Annotated in this window: 15 protein-coding genes; 10 read left to right on the top strand and 5 right to left on the bottom strand. The window is 64.1% G+C overall.

The features are described from left to right. Nucleotides 1-48 precede the first annotated feature (48 nt). Together clpA and gloB are read right to left on the bottom strand one after the other, a co-directional pair. Entirely contained in the window at nt 49-2373 is a 2325-nt protein-coding gene (gene clpA / locus J7359_RS16335; protein WP_209058224.1) for an ATP-dependent Clp protease ATP-binding subunit ClpA, read from the bottom strand. Nucleotides 2374-2599: 226 nt separating this feature from the next. Further along, nucleotides 2600-3346: a hydroxyacylglutathione hydrolase gene (gene gloB / locus J7359_RS16340; protein ID WP_209058225.1), complete on the bottom strand. Its 747-nt coding sequence runs from the start codon at nt 3344-3346 to the stop codon at nt 2600-2602. A 58-nt stretch (nt 3347-3404) separates the two neighbouring features. Between gloB and J7359_RS16345 the strand changes: the two genes are divergently transcribed. From J7359_RS16345 to J7359_RS16380, 8 genes are all read left to right on the top strand, one after another. After that, on the top strand, nt 3405-4175 hold the full coding sequence (locus tag J7359_RS16345) for a methyltransferase domain-containing protein (protein ID WP_209058226.1): 771 nt from the start codon (nt 3405-3407) through the stop codon (nt 4173-4175). Nucleotides 4176-4271: 96 nt separating this feature from the next. After that, nucleotides 4272-4994, top strand: coding sequence for a hypothetical protein (locus J7359_RS16350; protein ID WP_209058227.1), 723 nt, complete (start codon nt 4272-4274; stop codon nt 4992-4994). A gap of 313 nt (nt 4995-5307) precedes the next feature. Beyond that, a complete protein-coding gene (locus tag J7359_RS16355) occupies nt 5308-5874 on the top strand; it encodes a F0F1 ATP synthase subunit delta (RefSeq protein ID WP_209058229.1) in 567 nt (188 codons plus the stop codon). Then, nucleotides 5874-7409 (top strand): F0F1 ATP synthase subunit alpha, encoded by a 1536-nt coding sequence (atpA, locus tag J7359_RS16360; protein WP_209058231.1) that lies wholly within the window; start codon nt 5874-5876, stop codon nt 7407-7409. Before J7359_RS16355 ends, atpA begins: the two co-directional genes overlap by 1 nt. Nucleotides 7410-7419: 10 nt before the next feature. Then, nucleotides 7420-8298, top strand: a complete 879-nt coding sequence (locus J7359_RS16365) for a F0F1 ATP synthase subunit gamma (RefSeq protein ID WP_209058232.1) — start codon at nt 7420-7422, stop codon at nt 8296-8298. A gap of 21 nt (nt 8299-8319) precedes the next feature. Continuing rightward, on the top strand, nt 8320-9744 hold the full coding sequence (atpD, locus tag J7359_RS16370; RefSeq protein ID WP_209058233.1) for a F0F1 ATP synthase subunit beta: 1425 nt from the start codon (nt 8320-8322) through the stop codon (nt 9742-9744). A 10-nt stretch (nt 9745-9754) separates the two neighbouring features. Beyond that, on the top strand, nt 9755-10210 hold the full coding sequence (locus tag J7359_RS16375; RefSeq protein WP_209058234.1) for a F0F1 ATP synthase subunit epsilon: 456 nt from the start codon (nt 9755-9757) through the stop codon (nt 10208-10210). A gap of 105 nt (nt 10211-10315) precedes the next feature. Continuing rightward, the gene (locus tag J7359_RS16380) at nt 10316-10663 is read left to right on the top strand and encodes an H-type lectin domain-containing protein (RefSeq protein WP_209058235.1); all 348 of its coding nucleotides are present in this window, start codon (nt 10316-10318) and stop codon (nt 10661-10663) included. Nucleotides 10664-10690: 27 nt separating this feature from the next. Here the strand turns inward: J7359_RS16380 and J7359_RS16385 are convergent, their stop codons facing one another. Together J7359_RS16385 and J7359_RS16390 are read right to left on the bottom strand one after the other, a co-directional pair. After that, nucleotides 10691-11467 (bottom strand): alpha/beta hydrolase, encoded by a 777-nt coding sequence (locus J7359_RS16385; RefSeq protein WP_209058236.1) that lies wholly within the window; start codon nt 11465-11467, stop codon nt 10691-10693. Next, the gene (locus tag J7359_RS16390; RefSeq protein ID WP_209058237.1) at nt 11464-12063 is read right to left on the bottom strand and encodes a 2-hydroxychromene-2-carboxylate isomerase; all 600 of its coding nucleotides are present in this window, start codon (nt 12061-12063) and stop codon (nt 11464-11466) included. The genes J7359_RS16385 and J7359_RS16390 overlap by 4 nt, the downstream gene beginning before the upstream one ends. 88 nt (nt 12064-12151) lie before the next feature. On the opposite strand from J7359_RS16390, the gene J7359_RS16395 reads away from it, so the two are divergent. Beyond that, nucleotides 12152-13168, top strand: a complete 1017-nt coding sequence (locus tag J7359_RS16395) for a ribose-phosphate pyrophosphokinase (protein ID WP_209058239.1) — start codon at nt 12152-12154, stop codon at nt 13166-13168. A gap of 45 nt (nt 13169-13213) precedes the next feature. Here J7359_RS16395 and purD read toward each other — a convergent pair whose 3' ends face one another. After that, nucleotides 13214-14470, bottom strand: a complete 1257-nt coding sequence (purD, locus tag J7359_RS16400; protein ID WP_209058241.1) for a phosphoribosylamine--glycine ligase — start codon at nt 14468-14470, stop codon at nt 13214-13216. A gap of 62 nt (nt 14471-14532) precedes the next feature. Between purD and xseA the strand changes: the two genes are divergently transcribed. Then, the gene (gene xseA, locus J7359_RS16405) at nt 14533-16089 is read left to right on the top strand and encodes an exodeoxyribonuclease VII large subunit (protein WP_209058243.1); all 1557 of its coding nucleotides are present in this window, start codon (nt 14533-14535) and stop codon (nt 16087-16089) included. Nucleotides 16090-16095 lie beyond the last annotated feature (6 nt).

Raw genomic sequence — 16095 nt, forward strand, 5'->3', positions numbered from 1 at the left:
TACGGTTCCACCAGGACGGCGATGTGCCGTCCTGTCGCCTGAATGACTTTAGTCCGCAGTCAGAAGAGGCGGCCTGGACTTGCCGATTCGCAAGGCGTCGGGGCCGGTGATGTCGAAGACCGGCTTGTCGTCCTCGATCTTCACGCGCACCACGCCGCCCTTTGTCAGCCGCCCGAACAACAACTCCTCGGCCAGAGGCTTCTTGATGTTCTCCTGGATCACGCGACCCAGCGGGCGGGCGCCCATCTTGTCGTCATAACCCTTTTCGGCCAGCCAGTCGGCGGCTTCCGGGGTCAGCTCGATATGCACGTTGCGATCCATCAGCTGTGCCTCGAGCTGCAGGACGAACTTTTCGACGACATGAACCACGACATCGCGGGACAGTGGCGCGAAGCTGATGACGGCATCCAGCCGGTTGCGGAATTCGGGCGTGAAGGTGCGCTCGATCGCGGCGGTATCCTCGCCTTCGCGGCGATCGCGGCCAAAGCCTATCGCGGCCTTCGCCTGATCGGCGGCGCCGGCATTCGACGTCATGATCAGGATCACGTTGCGGAAATCCACCGCCCGGCCATTGTGGTCGGTCAGCTTGCCGTGGTCCATCACCTGCAACAGGATGTTGAACACATCCGGGTGCGCCTTCTCGATTTCGTCCAGCAGCAGGACGCAATGCGGGTGCTGGTCGACGCCGTCGGTCAGCAGGCCGCCCTGGTCGAACCCGACATATCCCGGCGGTGCGCCGATCAACCGGCTGACCGCATGTTTTTCCATGTATTCGGACATGTCGAAGCGCAGCAATTCCACACCCAGCGTCGAGGCAAGCTGCTTGGCGACTTCGGTCTTGCCGACACCCGTCGGTCCCGCAAAGAGATAGTTCCCGATGGGCTTTTCGGGTTCACGCAGACCTGCGCGTGCCAGCTTGATCGCAGAAGACAGCGCCGCGATTGCCGCGTCCTGGCCAAAGACCACGCGCTTCAGGCTGGTTTCCAGATCGCGCAAGACCTCGGCGTCGTCCTTGCTGACATTCTTGGGCGGAATCCGGGCGATCTTGGCCACCACGGCCTCGATCTCCTTCGGACTTATGGTCTTGCGCCGCTTGCTTTCCGCAACCAGATGCTGCGCCGCGCCGGCCTCGTCGATCACGTCGATCGCGCTGTCGGGCAGTTTGCGGTCGTTGATATAGCGGTTCGCCAGTTCGACCGCAGACTTGATCGCGTCATTGGTGTAGCGCAGCTCGTGGTGCTTTTCGAAATGCGGCTTCAGCCCCATCAGGATCTTCACCGCGTCGGGCACCGACGGTTCGTTCACGTCGATCTTCTGGAACCGGCGGCTGAGGGCGCGATCCTTCTCGAAATGCTGGCGATATTCCTTGTAGGTGGTCGAACCCATGCAGCGCAGCTTGCCGCCCGCCAGTGCGGGTTTCAGCAGGTTGCTGGCATCCATGGCCCCGCCAGAGGTCGCGCCCGCGCCGATCACGGTGTGGATCTCGTCGATGAACAGGATGGCGTCTTCGTGGTTTTCCAGTTCTTTCACGACAGCTTTCAGACGTTCCTCGAAATCACCGCGATAGCGCGTGCCGGCCAACAGCGCGCCCATGTCCAGCGAATAGATGGTCGCCCCAGACAGGACTTCCGGTGTCTGACCCTCGACGATCTTCTTGGCCAGCCCCTCGGCGATGGCGGTCTTGCCGACACCCGGATCCCCGACCAGCAGCGGGTTGTTCTTGCGCCGCCGGCATAGCACCTGGATGCAGCGTTCGACCTCGTTCTCGCGGCCGATCAGGGGATCGACATCGCCCTTTTTCGACTTGGCGTTCAGATCGACGCAGAATTTCGCAAGCGCGGTTTCATCCTTGGCCTCATGCGCGGCCTCGGCCTGCTTGGCTTCGGCCGGCTCGTCCGAACCGACCACCTTGCGGCTTTCGCTGAAGGACGGATTCTTGGCCACGCCATGGGCGATGAAATTCACCGCATCATAGCGGGTCATGTCCATCTCCTGCAGGAAGAACGCGGCGTTCGATTCCCGTTCCGCGAAGATCGCGACCAAGACGTTGGCGCCGGTGACCTCTTGCCGGCCGGAACTTTGCACGTGAATCGCCGCGCGCTGGATGACGCGCTGGAATGCCGCGGTCGGCACCGCCTCGGAGCCTTCCACGTCGGTGATCAGGGTGGACAGGTCATCCTCGATGAAATCGACCAGCAGCTTGCGCAGTTCGTCCAGATCCACATTGCAGGCGCGCATGACCTTGACCGCATCCGGTTCCTCGGTCAGCGCCAGCAACAGATGTTCCAGGGTCGCCAGCTCGTGTCGATGTTCGTTCGCCAGCGCAAGCGCCTGGTGAATGGCCTGTTCCAGAGAGGTCGAGAAACTTGGCACGGTCGTCTCCTGTCAGTCGGCTGGCGGTATGGGCATATCTAGCGGCCCACCTGCCCAGACTGTCACGATACAGTTAAGATTTGGTGGATTTCGCCCGGCATCAAGTGCTTTTTCGCCAAACCGGCACGTTTTTCCCATGATTGAGGCAGATGTGATCGCGGGGAAGGCGGATTTCAAGCACCGACAAGAAAACTTGGGAAAGCGCTTGCCGGTCCGTGCGACCATCTCAGAACTCGTCCTTCAGCTTGCGCAGCCGTGCGAACACCTCGGCGTCGGTGGCGCCCTGCATGCCCAGAGGATCGCGCAACTCGTTGACGCGAAGAAAGGGGTTGGTGGCGCGTTCCTCGGCCAATGTCGCAGGCGAGCAGGGCTGTTGGGATTGGGCGACGGCGTCCAGGCGTTCCCGAAGCGCCGTGTTGTCGGCGTCGACGGACAGGGCGAAGGCGCCGTTCGCCGCACAGTAATCGTGACCCGAGCAGATCAGCGTCTCGGCGGGCAGGGCGTTCAGGCGCGACAGGCTTTCCCACATCATCGCGGCATCGCCCTCGAACAGGCGTCCGCATCCCATTGCCATCAGGCTGTCGGCGGTGAACGCCATGCCGGACTGCGGAAAGTGGAATGCGACATGGCCGATCGTGTGGCCCGAAACATCCAGCACGGTGATGGCTTCGCCCAGCACCTCCAGTTGCTCACCCGGCATCGCCGCGATATCCAGGGGCGGCAGGCGGCGGGCATCGCCAGCATTGCCGATGACACGAGCGCCCGTTGCAGCGACGATCTCTGCGACGCCGCCGATGTGGTCATCGTGGTGATGGGTCAGCAGGATGGCATCCAGCCCCCAGCCCTGCGCCTCGATCTCGGTCAGGATCGGCATGGCTTCGGGCGCGTCGATCAGGACGGTGCCCGCCGGTCCGTGCAGCAGATAGGCATAGTTGTCGCGCAGGCATCGCAACGTGACCAGTTCCAGCGGCATTGGCAAATCCTTCCCTCTGTGCTGTGGTCAAGGGTGACAAAAGCGCGGCTTGGGTGCAATGCATCACGACATCGAGGAACTTCGGCGGTTCTATTATCAGCGTTCCCTCGGGCGCGTTGTGCAGCGAATTCTGCGCGACCGGCTGACCCGTCGCTGGCCCGCCGAGGGAACGACGGGGATGACCGTTGCGGGTTTCGGTTTCGCGGCGCCGCTGTTGCGTCCGTATCTTGGCCCGGCGCGCCGGGTCACGGCGCTGATGCCCGGTCCGCAGGGCGTGATGGCCTGGCCGGCGGGGCTGCCCAATCACAGTGTCCTGTGCGACGAGACCGCGTGGCCGGTCGAGACAGGCAGCATCGACCGTCTGGTGCTGCTCCACGGGCTTGAGACAAGCGATCATCCGGGCGCGCTGCTGGCCGAGGCATGGCGCGTTCTGGGACCCGGCGGACGGCTGATCGCCATGGCTCCGAACCGGGCTGGATTGTGGGCGGCGTCTGACCGGACCCCGTTCGGGCTGGGGCGCAGCTACACGGCCGGTCAGTTGGAAGGACAGATGCGGAGCGCGGGATTCGTGGCGGAATGGCATGGGTCCGCGGTCTATATCCCGCCCTCGGACCGGCGTTTCTGGCTTGGCAGCGCGCAGATGTGGGAACGGACCGGGGCGCGGATCAGCCGGGTGCTGATCGCCGGAGTGGTTCTGATCGAACTCAGCAAGCAGACGCGCGCGCCTGCCGGGCCCGGCGTCAAGGTGCATGTTCCCAGCCCGCTTGATATTCTGGACGGGGTCAGGCTGCCCCGACCCGGACGCGCGCCCAGTGCCCGGAATTTCTGACCGCCTGGTTCGAAACCTGTCCAAATGGTGAGGTGTCAAATAGGCGAAAAATCGCCTATGCTGACCGAGTAGTAAGTTTTTAGGCGGTATGGTGTCATGTGTGCTGTTTGCGTTTCGCCGGCATTGGAAGGCTGGCCGATCTTCATTCTATGTGGTGCGGGTGTGCAGCGTCGCGAGGGTCAGTTGACCGAGACGCTTCGTTCCTGCCGGGTGCCGTTTCAGGTTGTGGAAACGGTGCGCGGCGGTTCTTTGGTCGGATGGAGGTCCGGGCTTCACCGGCGCGCCTGGCGCCAGATCATTGATCAGGATTTGCCGGGTGCGATCATCATCGAGGACGGGGCGCGGCTGAAGCCGGGCTTCGTCGAATTCCTGGCCTCCGGCGGGTATCTGCACGCCGATCTGACGCAGTTCTGCTATGGCCGCGCGCGGGTCTGGCGCTGGGGCGGCGCCGAGGCAGCGCCTGGGGTCAAGCTTCAGCCATTGGCAGCAAGCAGCGGTCTGGCGGCGGGATATTCGCTGTCGCGTCGCGGTGCGGGCTATCTTCTGGAGGCGCCCGTTGCGGCCCGCGCAAATTCGCCGTCCTCGCAGGCCGACTGGCCTCGCGACGTGGCGCGGCTGGACGCGCTTGTGACACGGCCGGGGCTGGTCGATCCACCGGATTGGTTGCTCGATTCCGCACCGGCACCCTTGCCGACCCCACAGGCCGACCGCGCCGCCTGGCTGGATCTTCCGGCAGCGACATTGCCGCAAAGCACGGCCGATCGGCTGCGCGGCTTCGCGCGGAACAGCTTCAGCCGCGAATTGTCCCACGGGTTCTGAGTTTCTGCAGGGTTGTAGCATTTGAGTGGCCGTCGCCGCGTTTGCCGGTGGCGGCCCCGATTTGTGCGTGGATGCGACATGCTGCCGCACCCCCTGCGCGGCGTGCAGGATCTGCGGACCGGACGAGGCGGATCTGTGCGTCCCTGATGCTCTCCTTTCCGTGTGCTTGCCTGTTGCCGCCCGCGAAATCACCTGCTAGAGACGCCGCAGATTTCCGCACGACCCTCCAACAGCCGTGCGACCGCGACCCGCACCCCGCGACAGACCGGACGGACGTCCGGCCCGCCAGCGGGGTTTGCGCAAACCGTAAAGGATGACCGTGGCCAACTCTGTCTCCATGTCCCAGAGCATCGCCGGGCGCTATGCGCAGGCTGTCTTCGACATCGTGAAAGAAGAAGGAGGGCTGGACGATCTGGCCCGCCAGACGCAAGATCTGGGCGCCGCGCTGGCCGAAAGCCGCGAATTGCGCGACATGATCTCGTCACCGATCTACACACGGGACCAGCAGTCCCGTGCCATTTCAGCGCTGGCCGAGAAGATGCAGCTGTCAAAGACGCTGTCGAACACGGTCCGGCTGATGGCGCAGAATCGCCGTCTGTTCGTGCTGCCGCAGCTGGTCGGCAAGCTGCAGGCCCTGATCGCCGAGGCCCGCGGCGAGGTCACCGCCGATGTCACCAGCGCGATTGCGCTGTCGGACGAGCAGCAGCAGCGTCTGACGCAAGCCTTGACCGAGAAATCGGGCAAGACGGTCAAACTGAATACCCGTGTCGATGAAGGACTCATCGGCGGAATGATTGTCAAGCTGGGCTCGCAGATGATCGACTCGTCGGTCCGCTCGAAGCTCGCCTCCCTCCAGAACGTTATGAAAGAGGTCGGATAATGGGAATCCAGGCAGCCGAGATTTCGGCGATCCTCAAGGATCAGATCAAGAATTTCGGTCAGGAGGCCGAGGTGGCCGAGGTTGGCCAGGTGCTTTCCGTCGGCGACGGGATTGCGCGCATCTACGGTCTCGACAAGGTGCAGGCCGGCGAGATGGTGGAATTCCCGGGCGGCGTCCGGGGCATGGTGCTGAACCTTGAAACCGACAACGTCGGCGTCGTGATCTTCGGTGACGACCGTGACATCAAGGAAGGCGATACCGTCAAGCGCACCCGTTCCATCGTGGACGTTCCGGTGGGCAAGGCGCTTCTGGGTCGCGTTGTGGACGGTCTGGGCAACCCGATCGACGGCAAGGGCCCGATCGAGTCGACCGAGCGTCGTGTTGCCGACGTGAAGGCACCGGGCATCATGCCGCGCAAATCGGTTCACGAGCCGATGGCGACCGGGCTGAAGGCCATCGACGCGATGATTCCCGTCGGCCGCGGCCAGCGCGAACTGATCATCGGTGACCGTCAGACCGGCAAGACCGCCATCGCGCTGGACACGATCCTGAACCAGCTGAACTACAATGGTCGCGAAGACGACGGCATGAAGACGCTGCACTGCGTCTATGTGGCTGTCGGGCAGAAGCGTTCGACCGTCGCGCAGCTGGTCAAGAAGCTGGAAGAAACCGGCGCCATGGCCTACACGACCGTCGTCGCCGCGACCGCTTCGGACCCCGCGCCGATGCAGTTCCTGGCACCCTATTCGGCGACCGCAATCGGGGAATACTTCCGTGACAACGGCATGGACGCGCTGATCATCTATGACGACCTGTCCAAGCAGGCCGTGGCCTATCGCCAGATGTCGCTGCTGCTGCGCCGTCCGCCCGGCCGTGAAGCCTATCCGGGCGACGTTTTCTACCTGCACTCGCGCCTGCTGGAGCGTTCGGCAAAGCTGAACGAGGCCAACGGTTCGGGCTCGCTGACCGCGCTGCCGATCATCGAAACGCAAGCGGGCGACGTGTCGGCCTATATCCCGACCAACGTGATCTCGATCACCGACGGCCAGATCTTCCTGGAAACCGACCTGTTCTTCCAGGGTGTCCGTCCCGCCGTGAACACCGGTCTGTCGGTCAGCCGCGTCGGATCGTCGGCGCAGACCAAGGCGATGAAATCGGTCGCCGGTCCGGTCAAGCTGGAACTGGCGCAGTATCGCGAAATGGCGGCCTTCGCCCAGTTCGGTTCCGATCTGGACGCCGCGACCCAGCGTCTGCTGAACCGCGGCGCGCGCCTGACCGAATTGATGAAGCAGCCGCAGTATTCGCCGCTGACCAACGCCGAAATCGTGATCGTCATCTATGCAGGCACCAAGGGGTATATCGACAACGTGCCGGTGCGCGAGGTCGTGGCCTGGGAACAGGGTCTGCTGCAGTTCCTGCGCAACCAGAAATCGGATCTCTTGGATGACATGACCAAGAACGACCGCAAGGTTGCGGGCGATCTGGAAGAGGCGATCAAGGCTGCGCTGGACGAATACAACAAGACCCGCGCCTGAGGGGGAATAGATGCCCAGTCTCAAGGATCTCAAGAACCGGATCGGAAGCGTCAAGAATACGCGGAAGATCACCAAGGCGATGCAGATGGTCGCCGCCGCGAAACTGCGCCGCGCGCAGGACGCGGCGGAGGCTGCACGTCCCTATGCGGACCGGATGGCCGCCGTGATGGCCGGGCTTACGGCGAATTCCGCGGGGTCTGACACGGCGCCGCGGCTGCTGGCCGGAACCGGCTCGGATCAGAAGCATCTTTTGGTGGTGCTGACATCCGAGCGCGGCCTTGCCGGTGGCTTCAACAGCGCGATCGTCAAGCTGGCCCGCCAGCATGCCGAGGATCTGCGTGGTCACGGCAAGGATGTCACCATCCTGACCGTCGGCAAGAAGGGCCGCGAACAGCTGAAGCGCGACTATGGCCAGTTGTTCGTGAACCATGTCGATCTGTCCGAGGTGAAGCGCGTGGGCTATGAAAACGCCCGCAGCATCGCCGACGACGTGCTGGACCGTTTCGAAGCCGGCGATTTCGACGTCTCGACGCTGTTCTACAACCGTTTCGAATCCGTCATCAGCCAGGTTCCGACCGCGCGTCAGATCATCCCGGCCGAAGTTCCCGAAGGCGAGGATGCAGCCGCGGCATCGTCCTCGTATGACTACGAGCCGGGCGAAGAGGCGATTCTGACCGAATTGCTGCCCCGCTCGGTCGCGACGCAGATCTTCGCGGCGCTTCTGGAAAATGCGGCCTCCGAACAAGGGGCGCGGATGACGGCCATGGACAACGCCACGCGCAACGCCGGCGACATGATCGACAAGCTGACGACCGAGTATAACCGTTCTCGTCAGGCGGCGATCACCAAGGAACTCATCGAAATCATCTCGGGCGCCGAAGCGCTCTGACCGTAACGCAGAGGTAACATCATGGCAGAGGCCACTGGCAAAATTACCCAGGTGATCGGCGCCGTCGTTGACGTGCAGTTCGAAGACCACCTGCCGGCGATTCTGAACGCGCTGGAAACCGAAAACAACGGCAAGAAGCTGGTGCTGGAAGTGGCGCAGCATCTGGGCGAGAACACCGTCCGCACGATCGCCATGGATTCGTCCGAAGGCCTGGTGCGCGGCGAACCCGTACGCGACACCGGTGGCCCGATCACCGTTCCGGTCGGCGACGCGACCCTGGGCCGGATCATCAACGTCGTGGGCGAGCCCGTCGACGAGGGCGCCGAGATCACGTCGTCGGAAAGCCGTTCGATCCATCAGCCCGCCCCCGACTTCGCCGCGCAGGCGACCAGTTCGGAAATCCTGGTCACCGGCATCAAGGTCATCGACCTGCTGGCACCCTATTCCAAGGGCGGCAAGATCGGCCTGTTCGGCGGCGCCGGCGTGGGCAAGACGGTTCTGATCATGGAATTGATCAACAACATCGCCAAGGTGCACTCGGGCTATTCCGTGTTCGCGGGCGTTGGCGAACGCACCCGCGAAGGCAACGACCTGTATCACGAGATGGTGGAATCGGGCGTCATCGTTCCCGACAACCTGTCGGAATCGAAAGTTGCGCTGGTCTATGGCCAGATGAACGAACCGCCGGGAGCGCGCATGCGCGTCGCCCTGACCGGTCTGACGCTGGCCGAACAGTTCCGCGACGCTTCGGGCACCGACGTTCTGTTCTTCGTGGACAACATCTTCCGCTTTACCCAGGCAGGTTCCGAGGTGTCGGCGCTTCTGGGCCGCATCCCGTCCGCTGTGGGCTATCAGCCGACGCTGGCGACCGACATGGGCCAGATGCAGGAACGCATCACCTCGACCAAGAACGGCTCGATCACCTCGATCCAGGCCGTCTACGTTCCGGCCGACGACCTCACTGACCCAGCGCCCGCCACGACCTTCGCCCACCTGGACGCCACGACCGTTCTGTCGCGCGCGATCTCGGAACTGGGCATCTACCCGGCCGTGGACCCGCTGGACTCGAACTCGCGCATCCTGGACCCCGCCGTTGTTGGCGAAGAACACTACCAGGTTGCCCGCGACGTTCAGGGCATCCTGCAGAAATACAAGTCGCTGCAGGACATCATCGCCATCCTCGGGATGGACGAACTGAGCGAAGAGGACAAGCTGACCGTTGCGCGGGCGCGCAAGATCCAGCGCTTCCTGTCGCAGCCCTTCGACGTCGCCAAGGTGTTCACCGGTTCGGACGGCGTTCAGGTGGCGCTGGAAAAGACCATTGCCTCGTTCAAGGCCGTGGTTGCGGGCGAATACGATCACCTGCCCGAAGCCGCGTTCTACATGGTCGGCGACATCGACGAAGTGAAGGCGAAAGCCGAACGTCTCGCGGCCGAAGCCGCGTAAAGGGGGCAAGATGGCCGATACCATGCAGTTTGACCTCGTGTCGCCGGAACGGAGGCTTGTCTCTGTCCCGGTGCGCGAGGTGCGCCTGCCGGGCACGGATGGCGACCTGACCGCCATGCCCGGCCATGTGCCGACGATCGTCACGCTGCGGCCCGGCATCGTTTCGGTGCTGGCTGAAGGTGGCGCGCAAAGCGATTTCGCTGTCACGGGCGGCTTTGCCGAGATCAACGGCGACTCGGTCAGCCTGCTGGCCGAACGCGGTCATCCGCGTGAAGAGATCACGCAGGAAATCTTCAACGAGATGATGCAGGACGCCCATCGCAAGAAGAAGGCTGCGCAGGACAAGGCCGAGCAGCATTCCGCGGGCGAGGATATCGTGACTGGCGCGGTCAAGTTGCTAGCCGACATGGAGGCCCTGGGAACCCATATCGGTCTGGACCCGAGACAGGCGACGATCCCGGACTGAATTCGGATCGTTAACCACGGCAGCAGATAGCAGGCCCCGGCAGCGTTGCCGGGGCTTTTCTTTGTTCGCTGGCCAACGGTATTCTTCGATGAATGGGAGGGCTTGATGCAGCGTATCAGTAATGGTGCCGTCGGCGTCGCGCGTGGCGCGGCGATGTTGTTTTCGGCGTTCGAGGATAATGGTCCGATGTGGACACAAGAGGGACCACGGGTGGAACGGAAACAGGTTCGTTTTTCCGCACCCTTCCTTGCGCCGCCGGTGGTGCATGTGTCTATCTCGATGTGGGATATCGACGGCGCCTCGAACCAGCGTGCCGATATCTCGTCCGACAGGATTTCCGAAGCCGGGTTCGAGATCGTTTTCCGGACATGGGGCGACACGCGCGTCGCGCGTATCCGTGCCGAATGGCTCGCCATCGGTCCCGTGCGCCACGACGACGACTTCGAGCTTTAGGTTCCGCGGCTGCTTGTCTTGGCGCCCTCAGGCGCGGGACAGGTTTACCCCGATCAGTCCTGCGACCTGGTCGGGATGGGTGATGGGCAGCATATGTCCCGCCTGGGGGACATTGGCGCGTCCGACATCGGGCAGCCTCGCGGCCAGTGCATCTGCGATGTGGTGGATCACGGCGGGCGAGCGTTCACCCGAGATCAGCAGAACCGGCGCCGCGATGGACTCCAGGCCACCGGGGCGCAGAATCCGCGCGCGGTCTTCGGCCAGGGTCGGGCCGGTCGCCTGAACCAGATCGATCCGGTCACGCATCTGTTCCTGAAGCTCAGGCGTCAGATCACCATAGGGCTGCGCACCCCAGACATCCACAAAGCGACGCGTGGCGTCCGCGCGATGCCCCAGCGCCATCAGTTCCGACATTTCCCGGTCGCGCGCCTGCTGCGCGGCCTCGGGCGCGGCGGCGAAAAGAACCGGTTCGATCAGCGTCAGGCTGCGGACCGCGTCGGGCGCGGCCACCGCAAGTCTCAGTGCGACGGTCGCGCCGAGGCTGTGGCCGATCAGGTCCAGAGGACGGCTGATGAAGCTGGCGGCGATCCGGGTCACCGCGGTGTGCAAGTCGGGATCATCGGCACCCGGTTGCCAATCGCCGCTGCGGCCATGCCCCGGCATGTCGAACCCTTTCAGGTCGATCTGCCCCCCAAGGCGTTTTGCGATCGGCCCCCAATAGCTTGCGCTGGCCAGCATGCAATGCAGCGCAAGGGCAGGGCGGTCTTCGTCGCCCGGCCAGTGCCGCTTGTAGATGCCGCTCATGCGGATGCCAGATGCCGGTCCAGAAAGTCCAGCCGGTCCTGGCCCCAGAAGCGCTGGCCGGTCTCGCGGACGACATAGAAGGGTGCGCCGAAGGCGCCTGCCTCGACCGCCTGTTCCAGATTTCGGCCATAGGTTTCCGCGCCGATGAACAACCCCTTGTCGGCCAACGCGGGATCGAAGCCGTGGGCTGCCAGAATCTCGCGGATCACCGAATCGTCGCTGATGTCGCGTTCCTCGGCCCAGACCGCGCGGGTAAAGCCGTGGACCAGCCCGCCCAGATCGCCGCCGCCCGCGTCCTGCGCGGCGATCAGCGCATAGGACGACGGCGCCATGTTCACCGGCCAATGCGCCGGTTTCAGGTTGAAGGGCATATCCAGATGCTCGGCCCAACGCGGCAGTTCCTGAGCGCGGTATTCCATCCGGCTGGGATGGCGGTCGGCGGGGCGAATTCCACCGGTCCGGTCGAACAGCTGCAACAGGTCAAGCGGCTTGTAGGTGATGCTTGCGCCGTGCCGTTCGGCGATGTCTTCGAGCCGCGTCCCGGCAAGATAGCAATAGGGGCTGATCGTTCCGAGGTAATAGTCGATATTGGCCATAAAGAGAGGTCCTTCTAGGTTTGCCCGCAGGCTAGCGCGGTGCTAAGGCGTCTGCAATCTGACGCAACCGCCAAAGGCCCCCGAACCCATGCCCGTCATGACCGAACCCAAGCTGATCGCAGGCAACGCCAACCAGCCGCTTGCCGCCTCTATCGCCCGCAGGATGTCGATGCATCGCGGCATGAATGTCGGTCTTTGCGACGCAAGGGTTGAACGCTTCAACGATCAGGAGATCTTCGTCGAGGTGTTCGAGAATGTCCGCGGCGAGGACATGTATATCATCCAGCCGACCTCGAACCCGGCCAACGACAACCTGATGGAACTGCTGATCATGGTCGATGCGCTGAAACGCTCATCAGCCGCGCGCATCACCGCCGTGATTCCGTATTTCGGATATGCGCGTCAGGATCGCCGCGCCAAGGCGCGCACCCCGATCAGCGCCAAGCTGGTTGCAAATCTACTTACCGAGGCCGGGGTGGATCGGGTCCTGACGATGGATCTGCATGCCGCTCAGATCCAGGGCTTTTTCGATATTCCGGTTGATAACCTTTATGCGGCGCCGGTCTTCGCGCTGGATGTGCAGCATCATTTCCGTGGCCGCATGGACGATCTGATGGTCGTCTCGCCCGATGTCGGGGGCGTGGCGCGGGCGCGTGAACTGGCGGCCCGGATCGGTGCGCCCCTGTCCATCGTCGACAAGCGCCGCGAAAAGGCCGGCGAGATCGCCGAGATGAAGGTGATCGGTGATGTCGCGGGCAAGGCCTGCATCATCGTCGATGACATCTGCGACACTGCCGGAACGCTGGTCAAGGCAGCGCAGGTGCTGACGGATCAGGGCGCGACCGAGGTGCATGCCTATATCACCCACGGCGTACTGTCCGGCCCCGCGGTTGAACGGATCAGCAAATCGGTCATGAAATCGCTTGTCATCACCGATTCCATCCAGCCGACCGAGGCTGTGAAGGCCGCGCCGAATATCCGAATCGTGCCGACCGCGCCGATGTTCACGCAGGCGATCCTGAACATCTGGAATGGCACATCGGTGTCCAGCCTGTTCGAGACGGACACCCTGCTGCCGATCTACGAAGGTCTGTATTCGACCTGATACCCGCGCGCGCCTGTGCGGCGCGCAGAGATTGGTTGGCGCGCCCTACAGCGCGCGCCAGCCGATATCACGGCGGCAGAAGCCTTCGGGCCAATCGATGGAATCGACCAGCGCATAGGCCCGGCGATGTGCCTCGGCCAATGACTCTCCGCGGCCGGTGCAGGCAAGGACGCGACCGCCGCTGGCCGTGACCATCCCGTCACGTTCGGCCGTTCCGGCATGAAAGACCATCTCGAAACTGCTTTCGCTTATGGTGTTCAGACCATTGATAACAGTGCCTTTCTGATATGATCCTGGATAGCCTTCAGCCGCCATGACCACGGTCAGCGCGTGATCATCGGCCCAAGTGACAACGGCATCCGAAAGGCGAGCTTCGGCGCAGGCCAGAAGCAGGTCCAGCACCTGTGCGCCAAGCCGCATCATCAGCGCCTGACATTCAGGGTCGCCGAAGCGAACGTTGTATTCGACCAGCCTTGCCTGTCCCTCATGGATCATCAGGCCCGCATAGAGGACGCCCTGGAATGGCGTGCCGCGCCGCGCCATCTCGGCCACGGTGGGGCGGATGATCCGGGCCATCACCTGTTCCTGCAACTGCGGTGTCAGGATCGGCGCGGGGCTGTAGGCGCCCATGCCGCCGGTATTCGGGCCCGTGTCGCCCGCGCCGACACGCTTGTGATCCTGCGCGGTGCCCACGGCCAGGCAATCACTGCCGTCGCACAAGACGAAGAAGCTGGCCTCTTCGCCCGCCATGAATTCCTCGATGACGACCGACATGTCGCCGAATTCCCCGTCGAAGATGGCGTCGATGGCGGCGTTGGCCTGCTCGACCGTTTCGGCGACCGTCACGCCCTTTCCGGCCGCCAGCCCGTCCGCCTTCACGACGATCGGCGCGCCCTGTTCGCGGATATGGGCGCGGGCCGATGCGGCATCGCCGAAACGCGCCCATCCTGCGGTCGGCGCGCCACAGGCATCGCAGATTTCCTTGGTGAATGTCTTCGATGCCTCCAGCTGCGCGGCCTGCTGCGACGGGCCGAAGACCAGAAAACCGGCGGCACGCAACGCGTCCGAGACACCGGCGGCCAGCGGCGCCTCGGGTCCGATCACGACGAAGTCGATCGCATTTTCCTCTGCGAACAAAAGCACTTCGCTGCGAGAATTTATGTCAAGACTTGCACAGCGCGCGACCTCGGCGATGCCGGCATTTCCGGGCGCGACGATCAGCCGGTCGCATTTCGGGTTCTGCCGGATCGCCCATGCCAGCGCATGTTCGCGACCGCCGCCGCCCAGGATCAGGATGTTCATCTGCCGCCCTTTCGCTTGACTTCCGGGCGTTCTAGTCTGGCCGGCGAAGGGGAACAAGACGCATGGATCTGCTGGAAGACGCGCCGGGCAGCAATGCCCATGAATTCACTGTCACGGAACTGTCGGGGGCGGTGAAACGCAGCATCGAGGACGGCTTCGGGCGTGTCCGGGTGCGCGGAGAGATCGGACGCGTGTCGCGGCCCGGCTCGGGGCATCTGTATTTCGATCTGAAGGATGATCGCGCCGTGCTTGCGGCGGTGACGTGGAAAGGTCAGGCGGCGCGTCTGACCCAACGACCCGAGGAGGGGATGGAAGTCATCGCGACAGGGCGCATGACGACGTTTCCCGGCCAGTCCAAATACCAGCTGATCGTCGATCAGATCGAACCCGCCGGTGTGGGCGCGCTGATGGCCATGCTGGAAAAACGCCGCAAGGCGCTGGCCGCCGAAGGTCTGTTCGATCAGGATCGCAAACGCGCCTTGCCATACCTGCCGAAGGTGATCGGGGTGGTGACCTCGCCTTCGGGGGCCGTGATCCGCGACATCCTGCATCGGCTGCGCGACCGGTTTCCGACCCGCGTGCTGATCTGGCCCGTTGCGGTTCAGGGCGAGGCATGCGCGGGCCAGGTGGCTGCGGCGATCCGGGGCTTCAACGACCTGCCGGAATCTGGCCCGCTGCCGCGCCCGGACCTGCTGATCGTGGCGCGTGGCGGCGGCAGCCTAGAGGATCTGTGGGGTTTCAACGAGGAGATCGTCGTTCGCGCCGCCGCCGACAGCCGAATTCCGCTGATCTCGGCGGTCGGTCACGAAACAGATACGACGCTGATCGATTTTGCCTCGGATCGCCGCGCGCCCACGCCCACCGCCGCAGCCGAGATCGCCGTGCCGGTGCGGTCCGATCTGGCCGCGCGACTGGTCGAGGCAGGTGCCCGAATGACCCGTGCCGGCGCCACGCGGATCGACCGGCCGCGTCAACGGATCCGGGATCTGGCCCGCGCGATGGGGCGCCCTTCCGCGTTGACCGAGGGCGCGCGGCAACGGCTGGACCTGTGGGGCACAAGGCTGGAACCGGCGTTGCGCGGTTTGGTCCGGGCGCGGCGGCAATATCTTCTGTCCCGGCCCATGCCCGCCGCGACGCTGCGCCAGTTCACCGCAGCGCGCCGTCACGATCTGGATCGCGCCGCCATGCGGCTGGACGTGGTGGGCGCGCGCCGACTGGACCGCCGCCGCGATCGCCTTTCGGGGCTGAACGAACGGCTTGAGGCGTCGTTGGCGCGGGCCGCCGGAACCTCGCGCAAGGCGTTGACCCAGCAGGCGGAACGGCTGGATCTGATCCTTCGCCGGTTGGAACATGCCGGAACGCGCATGGTTGCTGTCCGCCGCGATGCGCTGCACAGGCTGGATCGGACCCGCCAGACCCTTGGCTATCACGAGACGCTGAAACGCGGCTTCGCGGTCGTTCACGGTGCTGATGGGTTGCTGACCGCGGCCGAACAGGCGCGGACCGCTGCCCGGTTCGAGATTGAATTTGCCGATGGCCGTGTCGCGGCGTTGCCCGAAACCGCCCCGCCAAAGCCCGCGCGCAAGCGCAAGCCGCCCGAGCAGAAAACGCTGTTCTAGGCGCGC

This window comes from Paracoccus sp. R12_2 (assembly GCF_017744015.1).
GTDB lineage: Bacteria > Pseudomonadota > Alphaproteobacteria > Rhodobacterales > Rhodobacteraceae > Paracoccus.